The sequence below is a fragment of the Bradyrhizobium sp. CFUWI genome (assembly GCF_056429085.1).
In genome coordinates this window covers 135680-152768 of the sequence record NZ_JBWJZE010000007.1, presented here as the reverse complement: position 1 = coordinate 152768, position 17089 = coordinate 135680, and the positions used below count along the sequence as shown (strand labels likewise).

16 protein-coding genes are annotated in these 17089 nt (G+C 62.3%); 5 read left to right on the top strand and 11 right to left on the bottom strand.

The genetic code is table 11. From position 1 onward, the window contains the following. Positions 1-13: 13 nt before the first annotated feature. Positions 14-1414 (bottom strand): amidase, encoded by a 1401-nt coding sequence (locus AC066S_RS17365; RefSeq protein ID WP_135169742.1) that lies wholly within the window; start codon positions 1412-1414, stop codon positions 14-16. Between the two features lie 412 nt (positions 1415-1826). On the opposite strand from AC066S_RS17365, the gene AC066S_RS17360 reads away from it, so the two are divergent. Further along, positions 1827-3002, top strand: coding sequence for a transporter substrate-binding domain-containing protein (locus AC066S_RS17360; RefSeq protein WP_028137915.1), 1176 nt, complete (start codon positions 1827-1829; stop codon positions 3000-3002). Further along, entirely contained in the window at positions 2999-3586 is a 588-nt protein-coding gene (locus tag AC066S_RS17355) for an ANTAR domain-containing response regulator (protein ID WP_126255463.1), read from the top strand. The genes AC066S_RS17360 and AC066S_RS17355 overlap by 4 nt, the downstream gene beginning before the upstream one ends. Before the next feature lie 553 nt (positions 3587-4139). On the opposite strand, the gene AC066S_RS17350 is transcribed toward AC066S_RS17355, so the two are convergent. From AC066S_RS17350 to AC066S_RS17315, 8 genes are all read right to left on the bottom strand, one after another. Then, positions 4140-5252 carry an adenylate/guanylate cyclase domain-containing protein gene (locus tag AC066S_RS17350; protein WP_478270229.1) on the bottom strand — a complete coding sequence of 371 codons (1113 nt, stop codon included), beginning with the start codon at positions 5250-5252 and terminating at the stop codon, positions 4140-4142. Positions 5253-5608: 356 nt separating this feature from the next. Further along, a complete protein-coding gene (locus AC066S_RS17345; RefSeq protein WP_478270256.1) occupies positions 5609-6289 on the bottom strand; it encodes a YoaK family protein in 681 nt (226 codons plus the stop codon). A gap of 1 nt (position 6290) precedes the next feature. Next, positions 6291-7712 carry an alginate export family protein gene (locus tag AC066S_RS17340; RefSeq protein WP_478270228.1) on the bottom strand — a complete coding sequence of 474 codons (1422 nt, stop codon included), beginning with the start codon at positions 7710-7712 and terminating at the stop codon, positions 6291-6293. Between the two features lie 14 nt (positions 7713-7726). After that, positions 7727-8659 carry a glyoxalase gene (locus AC066S_RS17335; RefSeq protein ID WP_135169744.1) on the bottom strand — a complete coding sequence of 311 codons (933 nt, stop codon included), beginning with the start codon at positions 8657-8659 and terminating at the stop codon, positions 7727-7729. Continuing rightward, positions 8656-9123: a DoxX family protein gene (locus tag AC066S_RS17330; protein ID WP_135169745.1), complete on the bottom strand. Its 468-nt coding sequence runs from the start codon at positions 9121-9123 to the stop codon at positions 8656-8658. Before AC066S_RS17330 ends, AC066S_RS17335 begins: the two co-directional genes overlap by 4 nt. Before the next feature lies 1 nt (position 9124). After that, a complete protein-coding gene (locus AC066S_RS17325; protein WP_135169746.1) occupies positions 9125-11011 on the bottom strand; it encodes an amidohydrolase in 1887 nt (628 codons plus the stop codon). Next, positions 11008-11298, bottom strand: a complete 291-nt coding sequence (locus AC066S_RS17320) for a XapX domain-containing protein (protein WP_135169747.1) — start codon at positions 11296-11298, stop codon at positions 11008-11010. The genes AC066S_RS17325 and AC066S_RS17320 overlap by 4 nt, the downstream gene beginning before the upstream one ends. A 26-nt stretch (positions 11299-11324) precedes the next feature. Continuing rightward, positions 11325-11975: a hydrolase gene (locus tag AC066S_RS17315; protein ID WP_126255457.1), complete on the bottom strand. Its 651-nt coding sequence runs from the start codon at positions 11973-11975 to the stop codon at positions 11325-11327. 315 nt (positions 11976-12290) lie between these two features. On the opposite strand from AC066S_RS17315, the gene AC066S_RS17310 reads away from it, so the two are divergent. Together AC066S_RS17310 and AC066S_RS17305 are read left to right on the top strand one after the other, a co-directional pair. After that, positions 12291-13106, top strand: coding sequence for an alpha/beta fold hydrolase (locus tag AC066S_RS17310; protein WP_126255456.1), 816 nt, complete (start codon positions 12291-12293; stop codon positions 13104-13106). A 13-nt stretch (positions 13107-13119) separates the two neighbouring features. Continuing rightward, positions 13120-13752 (top strand): hydrolase, encoded by a 633-nt coding sequence (locus AC066S_RS17305; RefSeq protein ID WP_478270227.1) that lies wholly within the window; start codon positions 13120-13122, stop codon positions 13750-13752. Between the two features lie 16 nt (positions 13753-13768). On the opposite strand, the gene AC066S_RS17300 is transcribed toward AC066S_RS17305, so the two are convergent. Then, positions 13769-14695 carry a helix-turn-helix domain-containing protein gene (locus AC066S_RS17300; protein WP_135169749.1) on the bottom strand — a complete coding sequence of 309 codons (927 nt, stop codon included), beginning with the start codon at positions 14693-14695 and terminating at the stop codon, positions 13769-13771. Between the two features lie 262 nt (positions 14696-14957). Between AC066S_RS17300 and AC066S_RS17295 the strand changes: the two genes are divergently transcribed. Then, entirely contained in the window at positions 14958-15947 is a 990-nt protein-coding gene (locus tag AC066S_RS17295; RefSeq protein WP_126255453.1) for a LysR family transcriptional regulator, read from the top strand. Here the strand turns inward: AC066S_RS17295 and AC066S_RS17290 are convergent. Next, the gene (locus tag AC066S_RS17290) at positions 15881-16804 is read right to left on the bottom strand and encodes a ring-cleaving dioxygenase (protein ID WP_164718355.1); all 924 of its coding nucleotides are present in this window, start codon (positions 16802-16804) and stop codon (positions 15881-15883) included. The two genes, AC066S_RS17295 and AC066S_RS17290, sit on opposite strands and share 67 nt — an antisense overlap. Positions 16805-17089: the final 285 nt, after the last annotated feature.

The following is a 17089-nucleotide window of genomic DNA, read 5'->3' as shown; positions in this document are numbered from 1 at the left end:
TCGGCTCCTCGGCTCAGATCGCGGGATGACGCTTGTGCCAGTCGGTGACGCGCTGGAACGCATCGCCTGCGCGAACGAGGCAGGCCTCGTCGAAATGACGGCCGACAAACTGGAAGCCGACCGGGCCGCCATTCGCCGCGAAGCCGCCGGGCAATGTCACTGTCGGACTTCCCGTCATATCGAACGGGCATGTAAAGCGGAGCAGGCCTCCGATCAGCGAGGCGTCCTCTCCGAGCGCTGCCATCTTGGCAAGCGTCGGCGCCGCGAACGCCTGGGCCGGGATCGCGAGGAGATCGACCGTCTCGAACAACGCGCGCACAGCGCCGCGAAAGGCTTCGCGGCGGAGCACGATCTTCTGGTAGTCCATACCGGACTGTTGCCGTCCGAGATCGATCAGGCCGGCCAGCGCCGGGCCGTATTCGTCCTTGCGCGCCGGATAGGTATCCTCGTGCGCGACCGCGACTTCGATGCCGCAGAGCGGGAACCAGTCGTCGATGATCGCCTTGGGATCGGGAAACGCAATTTCCTTGATCTTCGCACCGAGATCGGCCGCCACCCGCAAACCCTCGGCCAGCACCTTGGCGGCATCGCCGTCGGTGCCTTCGCTGGTCCAGCGCCGGTCGACGCCGATGGTCACGCCGCGCAGATCGCCGGTCAGGCCGGCGAGATAATCGGGCACGGCCAGCGGCACCGCTGTCGTATCCTTGGGATCCGGCCCGGCGATCACGCCGAGGATGGCACCGCAATCGACCGCACTCCGCCCCATCGGGCCGATGTGGTCCAGCGTCGCCGCAAGCTCGAATGCGCCATAACGGCTGACCCGTCCCCAGGTCGGCTTGAGTCCGGTGACGCCGTTCGCCGCGGACGGAAAGCGGATCGACCCGCCGGTATCGGTACCGAGCGAGCCGAAGCAGAGGCCCGCCGCGGTCGCAACGCCGGAGCCGCTCGAAGAGGCACCGGGCCAGAGATCCGCGTTCCACGGATTTCTCGGCGGGTCGATCTTCGGATGATGGTCGGCGTAAGCGCCTTCGGTCTGCTGCAGCTTGCCGAGGATGATCGCGCCGGCATCCTTCAGCCGCGCGACGACCGTTGCATCCTCAGTGGGGCGAAAGCCGCGATGGATCGTCATGCCATGCGTTGCAGGTGCGCCCTTCGCCCAGCAGAGATCCTTCACCGCCACCGGCACACCGTGCAGCGGCCCCTTGATTTTGCCGGAGGCGATCTCCTTCTCGGCCGCGGCTGATTCCGCGAGCGCCGAGTCGGCCATGACATACGCAAAACTCTTGAGCTTGCCGTCGAGCTCGTCGATCCGGCCGAGCAACGCCTTGGTGACTTCGACCGACGACAGTTCCTTTGCCTGGAGCTTTTGTCCGATCTCGACGAGTCCAAGATAGTGGAGATCTGTTGCCGCCATTGCTCCTCATCCTCTCGCTCGACGTGACACACGGCCGTCAGGCGCATGCGTCACCGTTCTGGCGATGCGGACGCATCGCCAGCTGTCCTGGCGGCAAAAACAAAAAAAGCCACCCGCCCCTCCCGAATGAGGTGACGAATGGCTCAAATGCCGCGGCTATGATCTGTCGCTTAGGGTCCGTGATCGAACGAAGCAATTGAGTAGCAAAGAGCTGGACGTCATCGGCCAGATCAGCGCACGCGAGGTTCGACAGGTCGCCCTGTAGGAGAAAAGTCTAAGTAACTGCCCATCGTGTTGTCAACGATGCTGCCTGCCTAAATTTCGAGAGTGCTGCGCACCAAAAGGGCAAGCCACTTGCGCTGTCGTCGGCGATGATGATTTCATGTTCGCGTTCCGCGACCGAAAGCCGTCAATGACAAAGCCGTCTGTTCCCGTTGGCATCGTCTGCTCGCAGTCCGGGCCATATCAGGCGATGGGCCGCGAGATCCTCAAGAGCGCGATCATGGCGGTCGACGAGATCAACGGCCAGGCGGAGTTCGACTTCTCGATCGCGCCCCATATCCGCGACCCCCGCGGCATCGTCTCCGAATATCACACGGTCTGCGACGACCTCATCCGCAACGTCGGCGTCGAGCACATCATCGGCTGCTACACCTCGGCCTCGCGCAAGCAGGTGCTCCCAATCGTTGAGCGCACCGATCGCCTGCTCTGGTATCCCGCCCGCTATGAGGGCTTCGAGTGCTCGGACAACGTGATCTATGTCGGCGCCTCGCCCAATCACAACGTGTTGCCGCTGGTCCGCTACGTTCTCGACAATCTGTCGCGGGAATTTTTCTGCGTCGGCTCCAACTACGTCTGGACATGGGAGACCAATCGCGTCACCCGCGAACTGGTCAGCGCGGCAAACGGCCACATCCTCGCGGAACGACTGCTCGAGCTCGGCGAAAGCGCCGTCGGGCACATCGTCGACGAGATCGTTCGCCGAAAGCCGCCAATCGTGTTCAACACACTGGTCGGAAGCTCGAGCTACGACTTCATCCGCGCCTTCAACGCCGGCACCAAGGCCGCCGGCCTGGAGATTCCCATGCTAAGTTGCAGCTTGTGCGAGCCGGAACTAGCGATCGTCGGGCCTGCATCGGCCGGCTGCATCACGTCGTCAGCCTATTTCGAGAGCATTCGCTTGCCGGAGAACCGCGCCTTCGTCACGCGCTGGAGGGCACGCTATGGCGAGGACAGCAGCCCCTCCGTCGACGGTCAATCCGCCTATGTCGCGGTGTATCTGCTGGCGCGCGCTCTGCAGCGCGCGGGCACGTCCGACATTGCCGAAGTGCGGCGCGCCGCGGCGGGATATCGCTACAATTCGCCGCAAGGGCCGGTGTGGATCGACGGCGGCAACAATCATTGCGTCCTTACACCGCGGCTTGCCGTCTCCAACCCGCAAGGACAGTTTGATATCTTCTGGGAAGCCGACGCGCCTGTTAAGCCTGATCCCTACCTGACGCAGCTCGACGTCGCCGTCAGCCCGTCGAAAGAAACCTCGGCGGGCGGCGCATTGCCGAACGCGCCGCATTTGCGGGTTGTGAAATGAGCAGACCGTCTTCATTTTCGCTACGCGGACGCAAGGCTCTCGTCGCCATCAAAGACGAACGCGACGCAACCATCGTGCGACGCCAGTTCGAGCGTCTGGGACTCGAGGGTGTCGCATGGACGCCGGCGGAGCCTGTCGACTTCGCACCGGATTTGTCGTTGATCGACGACGAATTCCTGCCCCTGCTGCAACCGGCGCAACGCGCATTCCTGACGAGATCACCTGTCATCGCCCTGCTCGGCACAGAGACGCCAAGCCGACTCAAGCTAGTGTTCGAACTCGATCCGGCTTCGTTCCTCATCAAGCCGTTGCGATCGGCCGGCATCTACGCAGCTCTCGTCATGGCATTCGAGCGAAACGAACGCACGAGCGAATTGAAACAACAGATTTTCAAGCTCGAGCAGCGCCTGCGGTCGCGTCGCGTCGTCCTCGCCGCCGTTCTACAGGTAATGCATTCGCATGCGCTCGCCGAACCTGCTTCCTTTGCACTGATCCGAAGAACTGCGATGGAGCAGCGCAAGACGATCGAAGAACTCTCGGCGGAGATAACGGCAAGGGGCATGCTTCCGCGCGCAACGGGTTAGATTGCTTCCTGTTGGGAACGAGGACGGGTCGCAATTTCCTATGCCTGTCCCGTTTTGCTGTTTTCAGTCCCAGTGAAGAAGGAAATTTTCGTCGCAAGAATGGCCTATGAGCGCATCGAAACCTCCAATGATCGCGCCATCATCAAATCGGAATCCCCGCCACCTGTCTCGTCATGTGGCGGGGCGGCAGTAAGCGGCTAGACGGTGTTACACGCTGAATGCCGCCACGACTCTGGTTCCGAGAGGACGATGAGACCTGGATCATCCTCAACCGCGGCCGGCAGATCGGCACAGACTGCAGCCGGGACGACATTGATGGCGCTGCGAAGGCACTCGAAACCTACATTGGCGGGCGGCAGCGTATCAATCGGCACGCCATACCGCGGAGATCGACGGCAACCGCCGGGATGAACCGGCAGGCCAACGCAGCCACTGTCGGCAAAAAGGGTGCCCATAAGACGACGGGTGGCTCGAAAGCGACAAAGGGCGCTTCGAGAGGTTACCACCCGGGGGCCATTTCTGCTGACGAGCAGCGGCCCGACCGATCAAGTCCTCATCCGGCCAGTCCGTACACGGACATTCTGGCGGAAACGCCTCGTAACTGGTGCTCACCGAGATACTCGACATCATGAGGGAGATGTCGAGCGACGGCTTCGGTCATGAGGAGATCCCGGCCTATCGTCTTGGTGAGCGCTTCCACGCGGCAGGCCTCGTTGACGGCGGCGCCGATAACCGTGAAGTCCAAGCGATCCGGAGCGCCGATGTTGCCGAGAAAGACCTCACCTTCGTGAAGGACGATGCCAGCCCGCAGCAAGTGGCAACCCTCGGCGTCGGAGGCAACACGGATAGTCCGATTGGAAACCTCGAGCCGCGCGATCGCCTCTCTCGCCGCCGAGACGGCCGCGCGCGACGCTTCGGCGACGCCGACCGTTTCCGGAAAGACCGCGAGCATACCGTCGCCGATGAACTTGAGGATTTCGCCGCCGTGAACGGCGACGGCGCTCACCATCGTCTCGAAGTAGTCATTGAGCAGCAGCAGCGTGTCGGCCGGGGCCAGAGCGTCCGACATCTTCGTGAAGTTTCTGAGATCCGACACCCAAATCACGGCGCGGATCGAGTCTCCCGCGCCGCGCTTGATCGCGCCCTCAAGCACCTTGGAGGCGGCGCCGTAACCAAGGTACGCGCCCAACGCGTTTTCGGAGATCTTCAACTCGCTATGCCGTTGCACATGCAAGGCGAATAATTTGAAAAGGCGGATCAAGCAGTCTATCTCCGCCTCGGCGAAGCCACCGGCCACTTTCGTCGCGATGGTGATCACGTTGCGTGTATCCAGACCGGACAACGGGATCGCTGCATAGTCGGTCATGCCGGCGGCCGCGAGCTCGATCATGATGGGAAATTCCGCCTGCGCCGATGGCTCGCCAGGCTTTCGCCGGATCGTCTTACCCGTCTCGACGATACGCTGCAGCGGATTGAGCCTGTAGGCGTCGGAATCGACCGCCGCATCGGCGACCCGAACCTCGTCGCAGAAGCCATCGTCGGCATTCCAGACCCATGCGAATCCGACAAGCTGGGGATGGAGCGTGCCGATATGCAGGGTAAGTCGATCGACCGAAGAGCCGGCGGCCTTCATCCGACGGATCAGCTTTACGAGAAGATCAATCATCTGCCGCTCGGCGGAGGCCCCTTCCAGCAACCAGTTTTCGATCTGGGCGAAACTGTCCGTGGTGCCGGCGGCGACTGCGATCGGGCCCGACCTTCGAACGAACGAGACCGACCGGGGATAGGATCGAGGAGACGGATCGGAAGTCCCAGAAGCCATTTCAGTTCCCTTGCATATCGTCGGCCGCATCTCGACGGCAAGACGCTCTTGATCCCGCCTGGACGGCAGGATCCAATCGTTCCCGTCGTCAATGCGGATGCGCCGGCTACCAGCCGTCGACGGCGAGGTTCAAGGAGACCATCGCGTGCTCCCGCCAGACCATCAGCTCCGGCCCTTCAATCCCGATCGCTCACGCCCCGTCACTTCGGTTCGGCCGCGGCCAGAAACACCGCCGGTAACGCGATCAGCGGAGGCAAAATGAAGCACCACGTTCCGAACTTCGCATAGAGACATGCGCCGGCTGCGCATCCCAATGCGAAGGCAGCCACGCTTGCCGCCATCTTGCCGAGCCGCGGCCTGGCGACGGTCAGCACCGACGCTGGCGCGCCGCGAAAAACGTCGGCGACGTCGATCATGATCTGGGTGGTGGTGCCCGTCATCAAGGTGCTGGGAGGTTCGGTACCCATATGGATGCGGTGCGCGGCATTCTGGATGGCCATGGCCGCGACCAGAATCATGCCGGTACAGATCGCCTGCCAGTTATCGCCCTGCGTGAATGGTCCGAAATAGACGGCGCACGCACCGCCCACCGCCAGAAGTATCGTCTTGAGGGCCAGCATCGAGCGGAAGATCGGGAGTCCCATTGCCGGGAGATAGAAGCTCAAGATTCTAGTGACGACAACTACGAAGCAGAAGACCGGGAGAGCGAGCAGCTTCGCTAGGCCACCGGACGTTCCCAGCACCATGGCCGCACCAAAGGTGACAAAATTGCCGGTGACGTGCGCAGTGAATAGCCCCTGAAGCGCGAGAAAGCCGGCGGTATCGACGAAGCCCGCATTCAGGCTCATCAGGAGCGAAAGCAGGAGTACGTTGCGGGGCATGTCACCAACCGTATTGAAGCTGGACACCTAGATAGTTGCTGGTGTGTCCACCAGCGCGAATGATCGTGTCGCCGACGTCGAAATGCACCGCCTCGATCGCGCCGGTCAGGTGGTCGTTGAACGCGTAGTCGACGCGAAGCTGACCGTAGGCTCCCGTCCAGTTGCTGCCCTTGCCGGCGGTGCCCGCTATCGGCACGCTGGGCTGGACGTAGATCGCGTCGGCCGTCGTTTCGCGCCACTGCAAGCCAATCGCTCCCATCACCTTCAGCCGGTCCGCCGGACTGACGGTTATGGAGGGTTTGAAGTGAAGGATGTTCGCGTATCCCGTATAGCCGGCCAGCGTGAAATAATAGCCGTTCGGGAAGAGCGGATTGAACGTTCCCAGCGTGCCGTCGCCGGGGTGATGGTCGCCCGACGCGGCGTCGAACTGGAGGCCGATGCGCGGCAGCCAGGGAACATCGGGCAAAGTGTATCCAATTCGCGTACCGACGGCCCAGGCACGAATGTCCTTCGTACCCACCTGCCCCGCCTGCCCCATGGCCTCGAGATCCCAGTCCAACTGTTGGGACTTTCCTGCGAATCTCGCATCCAGAACGTGACGGCTTTCGTCGCCCAAGGCGTCGAGATATCTGGCGGCCTTGCGCTCGTACAGGGAGTAGTAGCCCGACAGCTCGTTGTCACCCAAAACCTCACGCTCGACCCGGAGCGTGCTGAAGCGGAAATTGTCGTTCGACGTGTCGTCGAAAGGGCGAACGTCGAAATATTGGACGGGACGGCTGACGAATCCGATGAAGCGCCAGACGCCGGTTTCCCAGTCAGCCCAGATCGCATCGAATGATTGTCGCACGTTGGGTCCATCCCGCGACGATACGAAGCGCTGCAGGTCAAAGGCGAAGTCCTGTCGTCCGATGCGCGCCTTCAGGGTCCCGCCCGAGAAATTGTTGACATACTCCAGGAAGGCAAGACGAAGGTCGACCCGGTCCTGGTCGACAGGCGAGATGCTCAGCTTGTCGAAGGCCCGATCGTCCTCGAGCTGAACGAAGGCGCGCCAGTTCTCGTTGAAGTGAACGTCGGCGTGGATCTGCAGACGCTGTATGAGATAACTGTCCGAGGGCGTGTTGCCGGTGCCGAACGCCGACGCGCTATTGGTCTCGAAGCGTTCCCGAAGCGTGGCCCCCAGCGAGACGTAGCTTTTCGGATCGGTCGCCCAAAGCGGGATGTATTTGAGTTCGTCAAATGGTTCGGTGCGCAATCTCGGATCGGCAAGGACTGACCAGTCCTCGGTCCAGCGATTCGCCTGGATCGCGGGCCTTTTGGGGAGCGCGGCATCCCCATCTTCCGCCCATGCGCGTTCGACGCCGGCGCTTAGGGTCGCAAGCGTCAGGACGATCCAGAAATTGCGCATATCGACGCGTGCCAACATCGGCGGACATCACCTCATTTGCTATCGGCCCGCGATGCACTCTTCGGGCCAGGCGCGTGGATCTCGGCCACGTACCCGCCGGGGAACATGACAAACGCTGCAGAGCGGCCGCTTGACGTGTAGGATTCGACCAGCACCGTTGCGCCGGCGTCTTTTGCCTTGCCGAGCGTCGAAGCGAGGTCGGCCACTTCATAACCCGTCGTCTCCCGGCCGTAGGGATAGGGCAGATGACCGTCCGTGACCAATACAACCATCTTCCCGAATGGGGACTCGATCCGGATGCGCCTGTAGGTCACATCCGATCTTCCGATCTCCAAGCCCGGCGCCTTCGCGTCGTCCGAGACGACCTTGCCGCGGGAGAATGCAAGAAAACTCCGGGTGAAAGCAGCGGCCCTGTCGGGAGAGACGTACACGCGGTTCTCCGGAATTCGCTCGAAGGGAGCGTAGTCGGGCTTCGTCGTATGCCAGTAGAGCTGCAAGTTGATACCGCCCGGCCACTGGACCACGGCGTCGCGCCCAATCGGATCCGGGAAGGTGGACACGATCACGTCAGCGCCCGCTCCGCGCGCTGCTTTGATCGCCTCGTCCATGTCTGCGACCAGATAGCCGTTGCGCTCGGCGCCAAACGGATACGGGATCGGCGTCTTGAAGCCGAACAGCGAGACGGTGCCGACGGGCGTCTGCAACAGTTGCGACGTGGTGCTGCTCGGCGTCGGCGTGACTGTCGCCACCACCTGCTTGGTGCTCTTGCCGCCGAAAGTCGCCAGAAAGCTTGCCGCGAACTTGTCCACGTCGTCGGGCGCGACGTAGACGTGGGTCGTGTCGTATTGAGGGGCCACGGCAACCGCCGCTTCCCTGGATTTCGTTGCGTCCCTTGCTGCGACCGGCGTGTTCGCGGCGACAATCGCGATGAACGCCACGAGAGCGATGGCATTTGTTGATCTCATTGAGGCATTCCTTGGACAGCTTGAGGTCGCGTAACGCGGTTCGGACGGAGAGAGACCTCATCGGAAACAATCGATACGATGACAAGGCCCGCGATCAACCCGAGATGTTCGAAGAAGGCATTCGTGGCCATGAATTTCTCATGGCCACCCATCGTCCAGAAGGCGTTTGCGGTGAGCATCGCGACGAACGTCAGAACACCGAGCCCGCCGGCGCCCAACCACACCAAACGATTCAAGACGACAAGCAGAGACCCGCAGAGTTCGACCACGATGGCGGCGGCGGCCCACAGCGAGCCCGGATACAGGCCGAAGTGTTCCTGCTCGGCCACCGCGCCCGCGAAGTCGAGCAATTTGGCAAAAGCGCCGAGGATGTAGGCGGACACCAAGGCCAATCTGGCCGCATGCCACAGGAGCGGCCAGCGCAGGATCACGGAGATCCAGTTCGGTGCGGCTGCGGCAGACATGTCAGACCGCCCAACAGGCGCATCCCAGTGCGCCCCAGAAGCTTCGGAGGTCGGATACCGGCAAGCGGCTCGACCAGGCCGTAGCATGGTCGTGTCCATGGACGCCGCACGAGTTGGCGCAACCGCACATCTGCGTGGCCTTCATCGCAAGGCTGGTATCCTTCGTCTTTGCCTTGTCGTCAGCCCAGGCCGCGTACCCGCCGAAGCGGCGGACCGGCGACCAGTCCGGCATGGCGGGCGGTGGTGTGACGCTTTCCAGCCTGGAGAAGTCTCCCGCACTATAGACGATCCTTCCTCCGACCATGGTCAGCAGCGAAGTCGTATCGGCGATCTCGGCCTCGCTACAGGAGAAGTAGTCGCGGTCCGGGACGACGAGGTCGGCGAGCTGGCCGACCTGGATCCGGCCCTTGTTACCCTCCTCGTTCGAGAACCACGTCACGTTCTCGGTCCACATCCGCAACGCAGTCTCGCGATCCAGACAGTTGCGCTGGGGCGTAATCCGCAATCCGCCGACGGTTCGGCCGGTGACGAGCCACGACAGAGAGACCCACGGGTTGTAGGAGGCAACCCGGGTCGCATCGGTACCGGCCGACACCTTGACGCCCTTGTCGATGATCTTCTTGACCGGTGGCGTCGCCTCGGCAGCCCCCGCCCCGTAGCGTTCGACGAAATATTCGCCCTGATAGGCCATCCGGTGCTGCACAGCGATGCCGCCGCCGAGCGCCGCGATGCGATCGATCGACTGATCCGAGATCGTCTCGGCGTGATCGAAGAACCAGTGCAGGCCTTCCAGGGGCATGTCCTGGTCGACCCGCTCGAACACGTCCAGCGCCCGCGAGATCGTCTCGTCGTAGGTCGCGTGGAGCCGCCATGGCCATTTGTTCTGAACGAGGACCCGGACGACCTCCTCGAGCTCGCCTTCCATCTCGGCGGGCATGTCCGGACGCGCCACCCGGAAATCCTCGAAATCGGCCGCCGAGAATACCAGCATCTCGCCGGCACCGTTGTGCCTGAAATAGTCGCCGCCCTGCTTGTACTTCGAGGTCTTCGTCCAGTTCAGGAAGTCCTCCTTCTCGCCCTTGGGCTTCTGGGTGAAGAGGTTGTAAGCCAACCGTATCGTCAGGAGACCTTCGTCGTTCAGCTTCTGGATAACAGCGTAATCTTCCGGATAGTTCTGGAATCCGCCGCCGGCATCGATCGCGCCGGTCACGCCCAGCCGATTCAACTCCCGCATGAAATGACGGGTCGAGTTGACCTGGTAGTCGAAGGGCAGCTTGGGCCCCTTGGCGAGGGTCGCATAGAGAATGTTGGCATTGGGCTTGGCCAGCAGCAAACCCGTCGGGTTACCCTTGACGTCGCGCGTAATCTCGCCACCGGGCGGTTCGGGCGTGTCCTTCGTATAACCAACTGCACGCAAGGCCGCGCCGTTCAGGATGGCCCGATCGTAGAGATGCAGCAGGAAGACCGGCGTATCGGGTGCCACGGCATTGAGCTCGTCGATCGTCGGAAGCCGCTTCTCCGCGAACTGGTGTTCGGTGAATCCGCCAACGACCCGCACCCACTGCGGCGGCGGCGTGACCGCGACCTGCCGCTTCAGCATGTCCATCGCAGTGGCGAGCGAACGTACCCCGTCCCAGCGCAATTCCATGTTGAAGTTCAGACCGCCGCGGATGATGTGAAGGTGGTTGTCGATCAAGCCGGGCAAAACGCGCCGTCCCTTGAGATCGACGATCTTCGTGGACGGCCCCGCCAGCTTCATCACCTCGTGATCGTGCCCGACCGCGACGAAGCGGCCGTCGGCGACCGCGACCGCCGAAGCCGTCGGATTCGAGCGATCGAGCGTCGTGAACAGACCGCGATGCAGGATGATATCGGGTACGGAGGTCATGAATGTTTCTCCAGGCCGTCTGCCGGGGCGGCATTTTTCGATTGGTCGATTTGACGTCCGGGCAGCATGCCGAACATGTGCGGAGCGCACTTGGCTTGCTGCCACGCCGACGCCAGCCCGTGTCCGGACAGCAGCTGTCGGGCCACCGGAACGATCTGTTCACCGGCGAGGATACCGAGAAGCCCGACCAACGCCACCAGCGGCGGCGCCGGTGAACGCACGTTGAGAAGGCTGTAGACGACGCCGACCAAAAGGCCGGCGCCGAGAGACAACAGATAGATTTTCATCACGGTGATCCGCGATTGGAGGACGTTCAGCCGGCTTTCGCGCCTCCTTCGGAGGCGTGTTCTCCGAGCGCCCATTTCGAGAAGCGGATCTGGATCCCGTAAGGCGAATGCGCGCGTTGAATGTCCATCATGCCTTCGTAGGTCTCGCTCCGCGCCCAGTCCTGCTGAAGCTCGTAGGCGTATTGCGACGAGGTGATGGGGACCGCTCCTGCCTGGATGGCGCGCTCCATGGCGCGGTTATGGGCTTCGAGGGAGAGGTCACCGCAGGCATCGGCGGCAATGTAGATCTCGTAACCCTCCTTGAGCATGTCCAGGGTCGGGAAGATCACGCACGCCTCGGTCCAGAGACCGGCCAGCACGAATTTCTTGCGACCGGTGGCAGCGACCGCCTTGCGGAAGTTTGCGTCGAGCCAGGAGTTCATCGACGTGCGGTCGATGATGTCGTGCTTCGGAAACAGCGAGGTGACTTCCGGCATGAAGGGCCCGGAGAAGGAATCCCTGGCCACCGTGGTCAGCACGGTCGGGATTTTGAAAAGCTTGGCGGCCTTTGCCAGGATCTGGACGTTGTTAACCGTGACCAGGCGGTCATGCGATTGAACGCCCTGGAACATGGCCGGCTGATAGTCGATCAGTGCGATGGCGCTGTTGTCGGGGGTAAGCATATCGAGTTTCGACATCGAGAAGTTCTCCTTGCGATCGGCATAGGCGATCGAGCGAAAGGGGATTGGGCAAGCGGCTGCATCGTGACCCTGAACGCCGGCCAACGCTTGGACGATTTCGTCGTCGCTTGGATTTCGGCCCGATGATCGTTCAGGTGCGGCGAATTGCCGAGCGTATGTCCGCTGCGCCGGTCGGAGATCGCCAGCATGTCCAAACGACGCGCAGATCGTGCAAGCCAATCCGCGCACCATCCGCGACCTTGCGCCCAGGAGGGGACGAACGATCGCGCAGAATGTCGTTCGATCCTCATCATTTCGTCAGAGGAGCGAACGATGGCCTTGTTAGAATTGCGGGACGGCACCGAGCTTTATTACAAGGACTGGGGAAGCGGAAAGCCGATCCTGTTCAGCCACGGCTGGCCGCTCAGCGCGGACATGTGGGACGCGCAGATGCTTTTCTTCGCCGAGCGTGGTTATCGGACAGTGGCGTTCGACCGCAGGGGCTTCGGCCGGTCGAGCCAGCCCTGGACGGGCTATGACTACGACACCTTCGCCGATGACATCGCTGACGTCGTCAAGCATCTCGACCTGAAAGAGGTGACGCTGGTCGGATTCTCCATGGGCGGCGGAGACATCGCGCGCTACGTGGCGCGCCACGGAACGTCGCGGGTCGCCAAGTTCGTCCTGATCAGCGCCGTGACTCCTCTCTTCATCAAGACCTCGGACCATGACGGTGTCGACAAGTCGGTGTTCGACGGCATCAAGGCCGGCTTGGTCAAGGACCGCGCGCAATTCCTCGACGACTTCAGCCCCCTCTTCTACGGCACGAACCACGGCATGAAGGTATCGCAAGGTGTATTCAAGCAGACCCTCCAGATCGCGCTTCAGGCGTCGGTCAAGGCGACGATCGATTGCGTGACCGCGTTCTCGGAAACCGACTTCCGGCCCGACATGGCCAAGATCGACGTACCCACTTTGGTGATCCACGGCGAGGACGATCAGGTCGTGCCGTTCCCCTACACGGGCAAGCTGGCCGCCGAGATGATCAAGGGCGCCAAGCTGAAGATTTATCCGGGCGCTCCGCACGCGACGGCGACGACGCATGCCGACCAGGTCAACGCGGACCTGCTCGCATTCCTGAAGGCCTAGCCGGAGAAAGTCGATGGCCCCGAATCCTCTTCATCTGCTCGAGCCCAAGGACTGCGCCCTTCTCCTGATCGACCAACAGGCCGGCCTGGCTTTCGGAGTGGGCTCGATCGACCGGCAGGCTCTCATGAACAACGTTGTCGCGCTCGCGAAGACCGCGACGGTGTTCGGCCTGCCTGTCGTCGCGTCCACCTCGGCGACGAAAGTGTACAGCGGGCCGCTGATGCCGGCGGTCAAGTCGGCGCTTCCCAGCGTCGAACCGATCGACCGGCGCAGCATGAACGTGTGGGAGGACGACAAGACGCGCGAGGCCGTCCCCGCCACCGGTCGAAACCGCTTGATCGTTTCGGGCCTGCTGACCGAGGCATGCGTGACGTTCGCGGTGCTTTCGGCGCTGTCAGCCGGCCTGGAGGTCTATGTCGTCGGCGACGCCTGCGGAGGGCTGACGACTGCGAGCCACGAACTGGCTCTCGGCCGGATGCAGGCCGCCGGCGCCCGCCTCACGTCCTGGATCCAGGTTCTGCTCGAGATGCAGCGCGATTGGACGAGGCATGAAACCTACGATGGCGCACGTGCCATCGTCGAATCTCACGCCGGAGGCTACGGGATCGGCCTGGCCTACGCCCGCGAGATGATCCGACCGGCTTAAGACAGGGTCGCTCGCGTCAGCCCTCGGAGCGGGCCCTTCGCCAGGCTCCGGGGCTGGCCCCGACGTTGCGGGAAAACACCCTGGTGAAGTAGCTCTGGTCGCCAAAGCCGCAGATCAGCGCAATGTCGGCAAGCGGAAGCTTCGTGCTCAGCATCAGGCGCTTCGCCTCGTCGATGCGAAGCTGGGACAGGAATTCGTGCGGTGCAACGCCTGTGCTGCGCCGGAACGACCTCGCGAAGTGGCTCGGCGTCAACTTGCATTCCGCGGCGACGTCGGCAATCGTGAGATTGCTGGCGAGACGCGCTCGCATGATTTCCTTGGCGCGACGCTCCTGCCAGGGAGCAAGGCCTCCACCCGCAGCTTTTTCTTGTGGGCGCATTCCGCCGTAGGTCTGGGCGAAATGGGCCAGGACACTCAACCCGATCTGATCGACGAAGAGCTGATTGCTCGTCGGATCCTGCTCCACCGCACTGAGCAGAACGCTGGACAGCGTCGACAGGAAGGGATCGCGCTGATCCCTGCTCCATTTGAGCGTCGAGACCGGCTTGGCTCCGTGCTCGCGAGCGAACTCGTCGAGGGCCGTCTGCGGCACGTAGTATTGGACGGCATCGAACGGGCCCTTGAACTCACATTGGGGGTTGTCCATCAGGTTGATCACGCTGACGCTCCCCGCACCGAAAGCTCCCGAATATTTCGGCCGTCCGGCGAGCCAGCAGGAATGCCGATCGAGGTCACCGAGCTGTTGCAGGATGCTGTAGGCCGGCTCGGAAGGAATCGCGGCGGTCCGCTCCCGAATGAATTGAGAGCAGGTCAGCCGGGTCATCGCCAGCGCCAATTGCCCTTCGCGCTTGATGCGCAGCAGGCAGTCGCCCTCCATTCCCAGGTGCCGGCTGAGGCGACGACCATAGAAACCGCCCGCCGTACTATCAGACTCTTCCATCATTGGGGTATTCAAAGCTATCCACCGGTGGATATGCCGCCATAGTGAATCCGAAGAACCACGTACAGATCACGTCCGCCGCACCGATTTTTCCTCATAGAGCAATAGTCGCCCCCCGTTCAAGTCACCGATCCGACAGCGATGCGCTAGCCGGAAAACGGATCGCAAAAGGAAACGACGATCCAGCATAGGTGACATTTACCGGACTTGATAATCCGCTCTAATTCCACTTTATCTGTGAAACGATTTCATAGATGGATACGCGATGGATAATCGCATCGGCGAAATGCAGGTCTTCCTCCGTGTGGTGGAAGCCAACAGCTATTCGGAGGCGGCTCGTCGGCTGTTGATGACGCCGTCCACCGTCAGCAAGCTCATCGGAAGAATCGAGACACGACTCGGTGTCAGACTGTTCGAGCGTTCGACGCGGCGGCTGTCGCTGACGTCCGAGGGTCGGATGTACCACGAGAAGAGCCTTGCGCTCCTGGCCGAACTCGACGGCATCGAACGCGGCATTTCTCGGGGCGCAGCGGCAGCGGGCGGAACGATCCGGGTCAATACCACCGTATCCTTCGGCATTCTCGGCCTTGAGCCGCTGCTCCCTGCCTTTTGGCAAGCTCATCCCGAGATCGTGGTCGATATCTCACTCTCGGACGAAATCGTCGATCTTTACCTCGACCGGACCGATATCGCCTTCCGCGTCGGCCCCTTGCAGGCCTCCGCGATGGTCGCCCGACGCATCGGGGTCGTCAAAAGAAGGATCGTTGCGTCTCCAGACTACATCGGTCGCCTGGGTGAGCCGAAGAGGATCGAGGATCTTTCACGTCACAATTGCCTGGGATTCAATTTCCGACGCTCTGCCCCGGTCTGGCCTCTGAAGGAGAGCGGGCGAATTGTCGACCGCGCAATCAGCGGCTCGCTGCTTGCAAACAACGCACAGAGCCTGCGGCGAATGGCAATCGCGGGCATCGGCCTCGCAAGGCTCGCCGATTATCACGTTCGCGACGACATATCGGCTGGCCACCTGGTCGAAGTGCTCGAGGGCACGGCAGGCGACGAAGAGCAAATACACGCGCTTTATCACGGCGGACCGCGGCTGCCCTTACGCGTGCGAGCATTCCTTGACTTCATGTGCCCACGGCTGACCGATTTCATGGAAGGCCGGGCTCGCGTTGAGCGACAGGCAATTCACGTGAGCGGGGGCAGGATCGCCACGACTTCGGCGCGACGCTCTTCGAGAAAGGCGGGAAGCTGAAGTTGCTGGCCCAGCTGCTCCGGCGCCTCGTCGACCGCGAATCCCGGGCCGTCGGTCGCGATCTCGAAAAGCACGCCGCAAGGTGCGCGAAAGCCGACCGCATTCAGGTAGGTTCGCTCGATGGGATCGCTCACCACGATGCCGTACGCAGATTGGAGTTTCTCGACCATCGCCGATCGATCGTCCAGATTGCTCGCGCGGAAGGCGACGTGCCGGATGGTGCCCCCGCCGAGGCGCCCCCGCGAAGACTTTCCGATCATGCACAAGGTGATCGTCCCGCCCGGACCGTCATGAGCCACGAAGCGCATGGCGCCGTTTCTCTGGGAGACCAGCTGGAAATCGAAAACCTTCTGAAGGATGTCGATGGTCTCGTCCTCCTCGCGGACGTTCAGCGTGACGCCATGAAGGCCGCGTAACGCACGATCGGCCGCGGCATTTTGGCCGGTTATCGCTGGCAGCTTTTCCCACGTCTCGACCAGAGACAGCGCCGTGCCATCGGGATCGGCAAAGCAGAGCATGCGCTCGCCGAAAGGCGACACGTCCAATCGATTCGGGACCCCCGAGGCGTTGAGCCGATCCACCCACCCATCGAGCGAATCCGGTGCGACGCGGAAGGCGGTCTGCACGACCTCGCCGACGCCGCTCAGCCCCGGCGTCACGCAATTCCAGGCGAGCGTACTGATCACGGCGCCGGGATTGCCGATATCGTCACCGTAGTACACGTGGTAACTGCCGGGATCGTCATAGCAGACGGTCTTCTTGACCCGCTTGAGGCCCAGCACACCCGCGTAGAAATCAGCGGCACGGCGCACGTCGCCGATGATCGCTGTAACGTGATGAAGTCCCCGTGCGTTCACGCAGTTGCTGCCTAATCCTCGGTCCCGAGGCCGTCCGTTCGGAGCACCATGTCCGCCGCGCTGGTCCTCGTTCTCCCTCCGGTTGCTGCTCGTTCCGGACAGACAACCCCGAACACCATCGCGCGTCTTGGACTTTCTCCCGATCTTGGAACCGCCGCCAGGGTAAAATTCGGTACCTAACCCAGCGTTCCCGCAGCTGTAGGGATGCAATCGTGCAAAACGCCGTGAAAACCTGCAACCGGCTTGACGAAGGATCGCGCCCGGAAACCTCGCACCCCGGGGCAT